Genomic DNA, 13,161 nt, shown 5'->3' with positions numbered 1-13,161 from the left:
TAAGCATTAAATCTTAATGCCGCGGTTTTTAGCCTTATCTTTAATATAAGGTTCCCACGCCATCGCATTTCTGCGTAAAGACTTATCTTTCTTAGCAATCTGAATGTGGTCGTAAGCTGCTTTGTAGTTACCGATATAGAAGTTCGCTTCCATTAATGAGAAGTGAATCTTAGCGGGATCTTCAGCACCACGTTCCAGAGCATTGTTCAGAGCTTTGATAGCACCTTTATAATCTTCAGCTACGAGTAACAAAGTACCCTGCTTACGATAATATTCAGGATCACTATCGACTTCTGCAGCTTTGCCGTAATAACTGGCCGCATCTTTATAGTCCTTCGCCTGGTGATAAGAGTTGGCGATGTTTGCATACATCTCCGCATCTTTCTTCAGCAGGCCGCTCTTAACATACTTAGACAGTAGTTCAGCAGACTTATGTGGATTACCCGCATTTGCATACAGAGAAGCAAGCTGTTTGATTTGGCTGTCTTTCTCGAGATAACCCGCCGTGTAAGCGATATCCAGAGTTTGTACAGCTTTATCAAAACGTTCAACCATCATGTAGAAGCTGCCCAACTGAACCCAGTAAGTTGGATTCTCAGGGAACATGTTAACAAGCACTTCAGCAACACTTACTGTTTCAGGATACTTTTTGTCTTCAAAGAAAGCAGAAAGTTTCAACAGATAAGGGTTCTTGTCTGGCTTGCCAGCTTCAGAATTCAGTTTGATAGCTTTGTCAGCAGTTGCTGCAACCTGGCTAAACTTCTTCTGCTCATACAATGCTTGTGCTTTACGTGTGTAAACCTGAGCATCTTCTTTACAGGTAAAGTCCATCCACTTGTCATAGTACTTAACAGCGTCGTCGAACTTTTGTTCCTGCATGCTTAAGTCACCAAGTAACTTCAGCGTGCCTGCGTGCTCAAGGTCATTCAGTACTTTTGTTTGTACTGCTGATTGAAGGTAACCGAATGCTTCTGCACCCTTACCTTCCTGAGACGCAATCAGGTTACCCAGGAAGCGGTTTACGTATGCCTTATCAAAGTCATCACTTGGATCGACTTCTTTAAGGATATCGATAGCTTCCTGTACACGGTCTTCATTGTAGGCTTCAAAAGCAGCCTGAACTTTCTTACCGGTACGCTCGCCAACAAGAGTAGTTTTACCCTTGACATAGCCAGGACACAGTACAGGGCCAGAAGGTTTAGCCGCTGCAGGCGCTGTTTGCGCTGCGGCCATTGGCGCTGCAATCGCAGCACCAATACCCATGACCAAAGCAACGGCGGACATTTTAAATGTACGTAGTTTCATGATCATTGCTCCAGTTTAAAGTCCAGTTGAACGAACATGCCTTCTTGCTTAACCGCTTTACCGTCAACAATTTTTGGCTTGTACTTCCACTTGCTCAGCGCGCGACGCGCTTCACGGTCGAAGATACGCTTAGGATCTGCATCGATAACACTGATGTCATCAACACCACCCTGTTCATTAATAGTGAACTGCAGTTTTACCCAACCTTCACGGCCATCACGGGCAGCATCAGGTGGATACTTAGGATCGATACGCACGATTGGTGTAGCGTCACCATCGCGTTGCATCGCACCAACACCGCCAATATCTACACCAACACCACCGGTATCAACTGACGGAATTGCCAGACTGAAACCATCTGTGTTTGGTTCAGCAGCTTCCGGTTCAACAGGTTGAACTTTTGGTGGCTGCTGGGGTGGCGGCGGAGGCGGAGGTGGCTTACGCGTACGCGTTTGCGTCTCATCATCCGGCTCCTGCATCACGATATCAATAACTGGTGCTTCCGGTACCTCGTCTGCAGGTCTGGCAGAGTTCTCAATGAGCTTTGCCATCACAACAAACAGACCAAAGGCAACTAACGCACCTAATAATATAGAAACGATTATCCTTACCATCTTAACCCCTTGCCGCTACCGATATACGGTCAATGCCTGCGGCTTTAACCTGGTCCATAACCTTGACTACGATACCATGCTTGGCTTTGACGTCAGCCTGGATAAATACATAATCCGTTGGCTGCTCTGTAAGTAATCGCTCTAAATTAGCCCTTACGGTGTCCACAGCGACTTCACGTTTATCTAACCATACAGTTCCATCTTCAGTTACAGCGATGAAAATGTTGGCATTTTTGTGAAGAAACGCTTGGCTCGCCTCAGGCTTGTTAACTTCAATGCCTGCTTCTTTAACGAAAACAGTAGTAACGATGAAGAAGATAAGCATGATGAACACGATGTCGAGCATCGGCGTCATATCAATTGCTGCATCTTCCTCTTCGGTTCTGACTTTTCGAGCCATAATCGTTCTCTCTAGTGATGTGGCAGGCTATCAACTAAGCCTTCTTTTGCCATCTTCGCTTTAGCTTCGAGACGAGAACTAATGAATAGTCCGGACAATGCCGCAACCATACCCGCCATTGTCGGGATTGTTGCCATTGAGATACCAGATGCCATCAAACGTGCATTACTGGTTCCCTGCGTTGCCATAGTCTCAAACACTGTAATCATACCGGTAACTGTACCCAGCAGACCGATTAGTGGACACATTGCCACTAACGTGCGAATGATTAGCATCCTGGCGTCCAGATCATCTGACGCCTGAGAAATCCATGCGTCACGGATTCTATGCGCATACCAAGAGGTAGTATCACTACGAGCGTCCCATTTGGCGATGATGTCTTTCTTCACCTTTGGAAACACTGAAGTCATATACCAGTAGCGCTCAATCATAAGTACCCACATGAGAAAGAGCGCGAGGGCGACGAAATAAAGTACGTCACCACCGGTAGCGATAAAATCCCTGACAGATTCCCATAATCCAATCAGGTAAATCATATTACGCCTTCTCCGACTCTGAGTGAGCAGCGATGATACCCGCTGTTTGCTCGTCCAGGATGTGAACGATAGACTTGCTGCGTGAAGCTACAATGCTGTGAGTAAGGATCAGAGGCAGAGCCGCGATAATACCCTGAGCAGTAGTTACAAGTGCCATCGAGATACTACCTGCCATCATACGAGGGTCACCAGTACCGAACAATGTAATCGTCTGGAACGTCGCGATCATACCAAGTACTGTACCTAACAGACCCAGCAGAGGTGCGATTGCAGCGAAAATCTTGATTACGTTGATACCGCTTTCGATAGTCGGTAATTCTTTCAGAATTGCTTCGTCCAGTTTCAGTTCAAGGCTTTCTGCATCAACAGTTTTGTTTTCTTTGTAAACTGTCAGGATACGACCCAGAGGGTTGCTGGTAGAAGGATTGCCTGGGTTTTTCTGTTGCGATTTAATTTTCGCACCAACTGCACCCAGCTGAATCATCTTGAATACGCCGATTAACAGACCGATAACCAACATACCAGTGATTACATAACCAACAACACCACCTGCATGGTAGCGCTCAGACATTGTCGCTTTTTGCTTCAACAGACCAAGGATTGCACCTTGAGAAGGGTCAGCGTTGAAAGCTACAAGGCCAGAAGTAGCGTTAACCAGGTCTTTTGCAGACGCAACCAGGTAACCGTCAGGTTGACGACCCAGAGGCTGAACAACTTCATTTTCTGCATCGTAAGCCAGGTAACCTTGATCACTGATCAGGTTGAATGCACCTACACGCACAACTTCCTGCTCAGAAGAACCACCTTCAAGGCTCACAACTTCAGTGTTGAAACGAACAACTTCGCCAGACTGAGTCATTTCAGTTTGCAGAGCAAACCACAGATCTTCCAGTTCACTGATGTTTGGCAGACCTTTAGATTCTTCTGACATTTCTGCCAGGAAATCGTCACGGCCAGGATACTGTGCACTTACGATAGACGTAGAAATACGTCCGAATGCTTCAGAAGAAGCCTGACGAACAACACCGAACATTTCGCCCAGTGTACCAGTTGCCTGGTCCAGCTCAGCAGCTTTGTCGTTCAACGTAGTTTCGTTGTCAGAGAATTGTTTTGCTAAACGGTCACCACGATTCTGCTCTGCAGTCAGGTCAGATTGGGCTTTTTTCAGCAATGCTTGCTTATCAGCACGTGCAGATTGGAATTCTGCTTCACGCTGCTGGTTAATGCGAGATTCAGAGACACGGTTTTGCTTAACCTGCTCCAGTAGATCCTGCAGGCTCACTGCTTCTTGTGCCTGCGCACCGGAAGCTACCACTGCTAATGTTGCAGCGGCTACAAGAGATTTGAATACTGGTTTCATTAACGCTTACTCCGCTGCTTTGATTGGTAACTTGATCAGATCAGGTGGAATAGTTCCCTGAGCCATTTTTACTGCATTAACAGTAGAGGCCAGGTATTCGTCACCTAATTTTTCCCATGAACGGGCATCGTTGTTCCATACCCAGGCATGTGTCTGGTCAAGAGACAGAGCCAGCAGTGCAGTACGACCCAAGTTGAAGAAATCAACAGTCTGTTCCGCGCCATCAGCTTCAATAGTACCCTGATAAGAAGACATCTTCGTACCGTACTCAACTTCTACCAGATAGGCTTCAATTACCTGACGGAACTGCTCAGAAACCGTTACGTTAGAGTTAGCCATCAGGTCACGAAGACGTTGAACACGTTCGCGACGCTCTTCCAGGTGGATAGGCGTATCCAGCTCGATGAATTTTTCAAGGCTATCGATCATGCGGAACATAAGAGGAACGATGCCCTGCTTAGTTGCTTCAATGCTGTCGATTTGACGTTGCAAAGAATCGATACCACGTTGCTGGTCAGCAACCAGGCTAGCGATGTAGTCATTGTAGATTTTCAGGTTTTCTGTTTGATCTACAACTTGACGGTATTCAACAAGTAGTTCTTGAGACTGTTCGAACAGCGTGTTGATTTTTTCTTGAGATTTCGCTGCAGCAGCCTGAATCTTCGCGTCTTCTTTTTGAAGATCGGATAGCTCCACTGCAGAGACAGCTGCACTACCAGTTAGTGCGAAAGCACCGATCACAGTAGAAGCAATAAGAGTTCTCTTGCTCATCTTGGACATAGTTCCCAACCAAATTTCTTATTTGAATCCTCGCGCGATACATAAAAATATGTTCGAGCCAGGGGCGTAAAAACTTTATCAATGTTTTTAAGGAAGGTAGTGATTGTCGTAAAACGCCAACACTACGAACTCTAATACTCACACGGATTAATAGAATGAGTCAAGTAACACAGTCTTAACACCGCATTTTAAAATGACTGAACGATTACTGAATAACCAATTTTGCAATGGTCTTACCAGAATAACTTGTGAAAACCGGCATATTTTGCCCTCCTTTGTAGATAAAAAGGCGTAAAATTGCGATAAATGTTGTCGGATATCGCTTTTTCCTTAATACAGCCTCCCCGATCAAAATACCCGTGTTTAAAGCGTTTCAGGATTTGACGTTAATAAAACGTTATTCAGTTATTGTAACTTTGCTCTGTTTTCTTACTTTTCTGGAGAAAGAGGCCGTTTAGAGCAGTTTTTTTGTTTTAACTCCGGCATTTTTTCTCAAGTGTTACAAATAAGCTACAAGCTAACTTCGGTTATTCATGGCCAATTTTCAACCACTCACCGCACGTTTTCCTACGTAGTAAAGACGCTGAATAGCATTCTTTTTCGAGCAGAGTCAACACGCGCTCCGACAGGTCGCGGTATATATTAAGAAAGACGCCGTGTGATTTGCCAGCGAGTCTAGGAAAAGCACACGTTCGTAATGGAGCATCTGCCGAACTATCCATTTAAGGTCATGCGCCAGGTTCTTAAAATCGGGCGCAGCTGTTTATATGACTGGCTATAGAGCCGTTCAATGTGCTCGCTAGAGACTGCCAATTACCACCAAACGGTCCTTGCTTAAAAGAGGTAGTATCTATGGTTACCAATATCACTATCGATTTGAAAAGTCATGGTGCGACATACGGTAAGAATCGCGTTCATCGATTAATTAGAGAGGCCAGTATCCGCGCTGTACTCGGGTAAAAAGCTGCCCGGAGTTCATAAGGGTGGCAAACATATTCTCGATCCACGAATTTACAGTCGATAAGCAGATAGTTTTTGGATAACTAATTATACATTTTTCCGTACATAAGTAGGCTGATTATGCCCTTACCGTATTATCAATCTGTTCTCACGGCGAATAGTTGGCTGGACAATTAAGGAGTAGTTAAAAAGCTGACATGGTCATTGATATATTGCTCATGACAATTTGGCGTCTCAATCACCGCAGAAGGAATTACTCACTCTTATTAGGGATTAAAGTATACCTCGTCAGACTGCTTTTCCTTCCTGGACGAGCCCAATCTGAAAGCCAGTATGGGTAAAAAGGTAATTGTCATGACATGCAGTTGCTAAAAGCTTCCCCTTATTACTTAGAAAGGGTCGGATAAAGAGATTAATCTACCCGACACGTGCCGATGAATGGGCAGATATATTTCTTTCCATAGAGGGATTCAACAGTCCAAAACGCAATCATGTTTCAAATAGTGGGTTGTCTCCAGTTAGAAATGAAGCCCCTGACATTGCGTAATTAGTTTTAAAGGCACTGGAGGATGTTGTTATCTGAATCTTTTTATTATTGTATTGTTAAGGTACTTTCTGCAGTAAATATGAAAGTTTTTCTTTAAATTTAACAAAGAGAGTATAAAGATGAAAAAGTATAAAAGATTATCACTTGTTCTTTTAGTATCCGTTTTTGCAACTTCAGCTTATGCAGGCTTCACTGAAGGACCGGGCAAAGGATCATGTGATGGATGGGAAGCATTAATTGGTTGGTGCTCGAAGAAATGATTGGCAGATTCCAAAGTCTTTAAATTGAATTACGCATCAGGGCTGGGTAAACTAGCCCTGTGAATAAATTCTTCAACAAACAGCTTTTGAAAAAGAAACAACCGCTCATGTAAAATCTTTATTGAACACCATACTTTCCGACGTCAAAAGCAATTGAAAGTCTCAAGGCGTCTTCATCAAAGACGTTAGTGCCATGCCAAACACAAGAACGAAATAATACACATTTGAGAGGCTCCGGCCTAATTAATAGGTCTGGCTCATCAGCTTCAGAAGAATAACTGTAAACCTGTCCCAGCTTCAACCAGCCTTTCTGTAAATTATCTCTGTTGACCTCATTTGGAACAGTGATGTAAACGACACCAGATATTTGACCATGAGAATGAATATGATTATGGTGAAAGCCTCCAGCTTCGAGTCGAACAGACCACGAACCTACATAGTTTGGAGTTCCGTCATTTTTTATTAAATTTTTTTTATCCATGCCTTGCGCATCAATAAAGTTAAATACAACCCTGTCTATTTCTAATTTCAGTTCCTGTAAGCTGGGAACATCCATGCTAAACAAGTGCCCCTTGGTTTGTGTTCCATTTTCGACAGATTGATTTAAAGGTAACCCCACTGATTTATGTAAGTTTCCGAGACTTTCCCGTAGTTCATCCAGATATTTTGTTTTTGTTTTTTGACTAATACTTTCAAAAAGAAAATATGATTTTGTATATTGCTCTACGGCTACTCCACTCTCACAGGAAGCTTTCTTACATGCATGCTCATAAGCTAAAGCAAGTTGGTTGTTACTATTTATTTCAAGAACTTTGGCGATACTATCTTTCGATAATTTATATTCACCTAACTCAAAAAGGCTTATAGCTTTTTCTAAATAAAAATCCTCAGATTTCGTAAACGTATAATTGTCAAATATCTCAATTGATTTCTGAAATTCTCCAATACCTCTAAAGGCACGTGAACACAAGTAATACCATTCTTTGCTACGTTCACTCTCAGCGATGGTCTCGAGGAGATTAAGAGAAACTTCAAACAACTTTGCTTCATTGTAAACAGATGCCTTAAATTGTTGAAGATAACTATTAGTATCTAGTACTTCTAAAGATTTTCCGAAGAGATTTTTATTTCCTAACTCCCAAATGATACGGTTAAGATTTCTATGAGAATCTAAATAACGAGGATTTAAGTAAATTGATTTTTCGTAATGAGGGATTGCTAGTGAAAGCATTCCAAGATCTGAGTAACAATTACCAAGGTTATGATGAATTGCGTAATGAGATTGGTCTTTTAACAGGTTCTGAAATATGCCTATTGCCTGTTTAGCGAAACCATTCAGCCTTAAAAGGACAGCATGCTGGTGCATGTCGGAAATCCCGACATGATTTTCATTAATAAATCTACTGCTTTTCTCAAGAGCTATGTCGTGAAATTCTAAATCTTTATAGAAATCTATTTCGAATCGATAAAAGTCAACAGACAAATTACGTTCATCAACTCTTATTAATCTAATTAATTCCTTACCTATCTCATTTCTTTTTAGCTCTCCAGCAAGCTGTAATGCTCTTAAAGCGCATTTAAAATCAAAGGAGTATAGTTTGAGTATGTGTAAGAGCAAATCAAACTCTTCATTTTTCTGAAGAAATGTACGAAACATTTGAACTTCTAACTCATAAATCCATTTACTTTCCCCATGAATTTGTCTTAACCAGTGAAGAAATTCAATAGATTTCTGTTTCCTGTTTGTAAGGTTTAAACTGCGGCTCATTACATTTGCAGCAATAATATTTTTTGGCGTTTCCTCCAGTATAATTTCAGCTAATCTAATTGCATCGTAGAATTTCTTTGATTTAAAAATCTGGACAAGGTCATTGATCAACACTTGGATTCTCATAAAAACTCGTAGCTGATAAATAAAAAAGCCGGCTTAACATGCCGGCTTTGGATTCGAAATTACTATTAGAACGTCAATGTTGCGTTAGTAAACAGATAACGACCTAATGTGTCATAAAAACCAGAAACGGTATTGGCATTCGTAGACAGCGTACCATTCACCATAGGAGGTTCTTTGTCTAAGATGTTGTTAACACCAACAGACACCGTCAGGTTTTCTGTAAGCGTGTAATTTCCAGAAACATCAAAGAAACTGTAGCTAGAAATCTCACCACCACCATCGATGTCTACTGCACCAAAGTATCTCCAGCGTCCAATAACCGTCAGATCTTCCAGACCGTAGTTCATACTCAGATTATGGCGCCATTTTGGCTGTGCAAAACAGTCTACGCTCACCATACCAGAACAATCATAATCGTTTGAAGAATCAGCTAACAGCGGCTTGTAAGTTTTCTCAAGATTGTATGAACCAATCATGTTGAAAGTCAGAGTGCTTTCACCGATGTCCATTCCATAAGAAACGTCAACATCAACACCTCTCCACTTGCGACCACCGATATTATCTGAAAGGTTTGTAACGTATTCAGCATCTGAACGCCAGATAGTACCGGAGCCACCACGCACAACATTGTCACAGAATGTACCTGAATTAGCACAGATCTGTAAGATACGCTGAGCACCAACTTCGCCGATAACTTGCTCCATTTCAATATCCCAGTAATCGATCGCGAAATCGAAACCTTCAAATGGATTTGCAACAACACCTACGGTGATCGTATCTGCTTCTTCAGGATTAAGAGCTGGGTTACCACCAGAGAACTCATTGTACTGAGCAGCTGGGTTGGCATTAATACTTCCGTACTGATCAGCAGAAACACCCATTTGCTGACATTGCTCAAGGGTGAACGCAGGATCTTCGTCGGGTAAGTTAGCACAACCATCACTACCTGCCCACAAACCAACCTGCTGAGCAGCGTATAGTTCTGAGATATTAGGTGCGCGGATTGCCCGGTTGAAGCTACCACGTAACTTCCACTCTTCGTTCACAGACCAGTCGAAGCCGACTTTGAACGTGTTTTTACGTCCAGAAGTAGTGTAGTCAGAAGTACGGAAGCCAAGGTCGATGGCTAACATATCTACTCCAGAGACGCCTTCTAATACAGGAACACTTAATTCAGCAAAGATGTCATTAACATCAAATTCACCAACAAGACTAGGGGTTGGGCCGCCTTGACCAGCAAGTGAACCCTGCTGATATACGGTGTCAGAAACACGCTCGTAGTCAGTTTCTCTTCTTTCGAAACCGAATGAAGCTGCAACAGGTGTGTCTGCAGAAGGCAGAGTGAAGTCAAATTCACCTGAGACATAACCTTGATAAATTACTAATGAAGTTTTACCTGTCGCGATTGCTGTTCCAGACAGTTGTGCAGCTTGCTCAGCCGTTACGCCGTAAGGTTGGAAAACGTTATATAGTAAACAGTCACCTGTACAAGTAGTCCCGATTGCACCCACGCGCGGACCGATTTGAGAAATATCTAAATCATTGATGTATGCAGTTGATGAAGAGGTCTGAGCATACATGTAGCTCAAATCATAGCTCCACGCGTCGTTGATGTAGCCATCGATACCAGAAACAATTCTAAATGAATTGTATTCTAAATTGTTGGCCCGGGCTCCACCTTCAACATTTCGCTTACCAATTTGTGCAGTAAATGTTTCACTATTGATATCACCAAATTCGTCAAGCAACTGCTGCTTCTGAGCGTCTGTGAGAAGTGGGTTATCGTAACTTAATTCATAAATTTCAGCATAGAATGTACCTGACTCAGCGATCTGGCCATATGTACTGTTATTCATGTAAGAAGCTTCCAGATAGAAGTTTACATGATCATTAACTTCGTAATTTGCGAACGTTCCTAAAGTAAAACGCTCTGTAGGACGCATGAAGTGATTCACAGGACCATAGTTATAGAGGTTTGAACCATCATACGGAGTGAAGAGTCCATCTTCACCCAAGCTCCAGAAAACTTCATCGTCAAAGCTCAATGCACCATCTTCATCATACTGGTTAGGCGTGAAATAGATGTTAGGTAAAACGGCAGTAGAGGAACCACCACATGCAGTACCTGAACTATTCAGAGCACAAGAACTGTAGTCTCTCTCACCCTGCAACATTTCAGCATTTCTTTGCCATGTAGCATATGCGGTCATGTGACCACGACCACCGTCAAAGTCAGTACCTAAGGTTGCACTAAGATTATAAGTTTCGCCACCAATGCCATTACTACCATCAGGGTAGCTGTAACCAACGTCATCCATTAACCCTTGAATGTATGCGTTGTTGTTATCGTGTTGATAACCAGCAGCTCCAGCTTGGATTTCTAAACCTGTAAAATCTTTGTCCATTACAAAGTTTACAACACCCGCTACGGCGTCAGCACCGTAAGCTGTTGAAGCACCACCGGTCAAAACGTCTACGCGCTTAATTAAAGCGGTGGGTATTTGGTTGATATCAGGAGCCTGACTTATAACACCGCCTGGCTGTAATCGTCTGCCATTTACAAGTACCAGTGTTCTGTTAGAACCCAGACCACGCAAATCGAGTGTTGCGGTACCTGTTGCGCCGTTTGCATCGAAAGCTGTTTCAGCAGCTTCAATCTGAGGCATAGAGTTCATAACGTCTTCTACACGTGTGAAACCTGTAGAACGTATTGCCTGAGCATCGATAGCAAGTACAGGACTTGAGGTCTCAATGTCAGTTCTTTTAATTCGAGAACCTGTTACTTCGATTTTCTCAACTTTTTCACCATCTGCCGTGGCTTCCTCTTGCGCGAATGCGCCATTGCTGGTCATTGAGGCAGCAGTTACTGCGCCGAAGGCACAAGCAAGCTTCACTGACTTCGCCAGTCTTGTATTTTCAAACATGTATTGTCTCCCTGGACCACTAAAATAATTAGTGTGTGTGTTATTAAATCGTTTTTTCACGACTTATTATTAAAAGGTATAACACCTCAGCGATGATAATAACCACATACTTATCAGACGGTCAACTTACTTTGCGGGGGTCAGTTCCAAAAGTTCAAATTTTTTTTGAATTTTTACATTATTAGGAAATCAATCATCTTTAAGGACAACAAAGCCGCACTTAATGAGATAAAAACACTAAAAAATACAACTACGTAAAACATTCATCCTTATAAAAGCAAAATTTGGAAATATTCTTCATTGCAGCGTTAAACAGAAGTCACGATCAAGTAACATTTTAATAACTTAATACGACATATTTGATCATACCGTAAATTTATCTATACAAAAACTGCCCCCGACATGAAGGTAATACGAATTAGTGTTATTCGCTTAAATAAAACCCACAGTACTTCCGGATATTTTCCGGCAATGGAGGGAGCGCTGACTTGGGTAATAAGAAAGACGCCATGTTGAAAAAATCAGTAAAAATGCGATTCGACTCTGTAGTCCGCTTGAGATAATGGTGTCCGGACGAACCTCCTGTTCCTATTTTGCTGCCAATCATACGCTGAACCATCATTGCATGGCGGTATCGCCATATCGTCAGCTTCTCATCAATTTCTGTTAATGCGGTAATCACCTGAAACGGGAGATTAAATATAGGCTCCTGAGAATATTGCTTGATGAACAAGGCTGCCAGCATGCCGTCATGGCTGAGTCTGAATGTCCCCTTCTCTCTGAGCGCATTATATTTTTGATTGTCGAACAGCGCGGCAAAATTATCTCTTGTAGTCTGCCAGTCATATAATTCCTGACGCCGTGATGCTTCATCGGGTGCTGTCGATTCGATAGTGGCTTTGTCTTGCAGTAACAGCGCTTCTGCAGTTTCCTGATAATGCTGCCAGAAGGTGAATTCATCTTTTTTGAGAAGCGGTAGCCTGCTTAGCCAGCGGTCAATCAGCTCAAACAGACTGTCCTTTGACTCCAGCGCTTCAAGCAACGCACGATCCTGACCTGTCAGACGGTTATAAAAGCTCTGTTTATCGAAGTCGATTCTGAACTCTCTCTTTAATCCAAGAGATATTTCCAGACGTTTGAACTGAATACTCTGAAAACCCGAAGCAGGCACGAGGTAATCGCGGAAGGACATGAAATCTTGCGGCGTCATGGTTTCCATTACTGATATCTGATCATTCATCAGTTGCTGAATTTGAATTATACGGTGCAGACGGTGAACCACTTCGATAAGTTGTTCGTCTTTTACCTTGTCCTGAGAGAAGGTATCTATGACCGCATTTAATTCATGCAGTACCTGTTTAAACCACAGTTCATAAACCTGATGGACAATGATGAATAGCATTTCATCGTGGGCCGCAGCACCATACTTTTCACTTTGCAGGCCCTGTGCGCCTAAAATTTTATCCAGTTGCAGATAATCGCCGTAATAAACCGGCGTGGTATTCCTTTTCATATTCCTGCCTTATTGGTAAGGAGAGTTCGACTGTCGTGAACATCAAACTGATTGCCGCACCGCTAAAC

The 13,161-nt window shown here is 42.7% G+C and carries 9 protein-coding genes; all 9 read right to left on the bottom strand.

What is annotated here, in order from left to right; translation table 11 throughout:
* Positions 1–6: 6 nt before the first annotated feature.
* The 9 genes from AC4PME_RS02830 to AC4PME_RS02790 all read right to left on the bottom strand — a co-directional run bounded on the left by AC4PME_RS02830 (position 7) and on the right by AC4PME_RS02790 (position 13,093).
* Positions 7–1,305, bottom strand: a complete 1,299-nt coding sequence (locus AC4PME_RS02830) for a tetratricopeptide repeat protein (RefSeq protein ID WP_490708555.1) — start codon at positions 1,303–1,305, stop codon at positions 7–9.
* A 2-nt stretch (positions 1,306–1,307) separates the two neighbouring features.
* Entirely contained in the window at positions 1,308–1,919 is a 612-nt protein-coding gene (locus AC4PME_RS02825) for an energy transducer TonB (protein ID WP_119500643.1), read from the bottom strand.
* Position 1,920: 1 nt separating this feature from the next.
* A complete protein-coding gene (locus AC4PME_RS02820) occupies positions 1,921–2,319 on the bottom strand; it encodes an ExbD/TolR family protein (protein ID WP_119500642.1) in 399 nt (132 codons plus the stop codon).
* An 11-nt stretch (positions 2,320–2,330) separates the two neighbouring features.
* Entirely contained in the window at positions 2,331–2,855 is a 525-nt protein-coding gene (locus AC4PME_RS02815; RefSeq protein ID WP_119500641.1) for a MotA/TolQ/ExbB proton channel family protein, read from the bottom strand.
* 1 nt (position 2,856) lies between these two features.
* A complete protein-coding gene (locus AC4PME_RS02810) occupies positions 2,857–4,215 on the bottom strand; it encodes a MotA/TolQ/ExbB proton channel family protein (protein WP_490708554.1) in 1,359 nt (452 codons plus the stop codon).
* A gap of 6 nt (positions 4,216–4,221) precedes the next feature.
* On the bottom strand, positions 4,222–4,986 hold the full coding sequence (locus AC4PME_RS02805) for a DUF3450 domain-containing protein (protein WP_119503338.1): 765 nt from the start codon (positions 4,984–4,986) through the stop codon (positions 4,222–4,224).
* A 1,894-nt stretch (positions 4,987–6,880) separates the two neighbouring features.
* A complete protein-coding gene (locus tag AC4PME_RS02800; RefSeq protein WP_491046611.1) occupies positions 6,881–8,644 on the bottom strand; it encodes a putative 2OG-Fe(II) oxygenase in 1,764 nt (587 codons plus the stop codon).
* Between the two features lie 77 nt (positions 8,645–8,721).
* Positions 8,722–11,580 carry a TonB-dependent receptor domain-containing protein gene (locus AC4PME_RS02795; RefSeq protein WP_491046612.1) on the bottom strand — a complete coding sequence of 953 codons (2,859 nt, stop codon included), beginning with the start codon at positions 11,578–11,580 and terminating at the stop codon, positions 8,722–8,724.
* A gap of 424 nt (positions 11,581–12,004) precedes the next feature.
* Positions 12,005–13,093, bottom strand: a complete 1,089-nt coding sequence (locus AC4PME_RS02790) for a tryptophan 2,3-dioxygenase family protein (RefSeq protein ID WP_491046613.1) — start codon at positions 13,091–13,093, stop codon at positions 12,005–12,007.
* Positions 13,094–13,161: the final 68 nt, after the last annotated feature.

The organism is Alteromonas sp., from assembly GCF_984505615.1.
This window is presented reverse-complemented; position numbering and strand designations above follow the sequence as displayed.

Coding starts and splice junctions, on each gene's coding strand:
- AC4PME_RS02830 (WP_490708555.1), bottom strand. CDS start 1,305: ATGAAACTACGTACATTTAAAATGTCCGCCGTTGCTTTGGTCATGGGT.
- AC4PME_RS02825 (WP_119500643.1), bottom strand. CDS start 1,919: ATGGTAAGGATAATCGTTTCTATATTATTAGGTGCGTTAGTTGCCTTT.
- AC4PME_RS02820 (WP_119500642.1), bottom strand. CDS start 2,319: ATGGCTCGAAAAGTCAGAACCGAAGAGGAAGATGCAGCAATTGATATG.
- AC4PME_RS02815 (WP_119500641.1), bottom strand. CDS start 2,855: ATGATTTACCTGATTGGATTATGGGAATCTGTCAGGGATTTTATCGCT.
- AC4PME_RS02810 (WP_490708554.1), bottom strand. CDS start 4,215: ATGAAACCAGTATTCAAATCTCTTGTAGCCGCTGCAACATTAGCAGTG.
- AC4PME_RS02805 (WP_119503338.1), bottom strand. CDS start 4,986: ATGAGCAAGAGAACTCTTATTGCTTCTACTGTGATCGGTGCTTTCGCA.
- AC4PME_RS02795 (WP_491046612.1), bottom strand. CDS start 11,580: ATGTTTGAAAATACAAGACTGGCGAAGTCAGTGAAGCTTGCTTGTGCC.
- AC4PME_RS02790 (WP_491046613.1), bottom strand. CDS start 13,093: ATGAAAAGGAATACCACGCCGGTTTATTACGGCGATTATCTGCAACTG.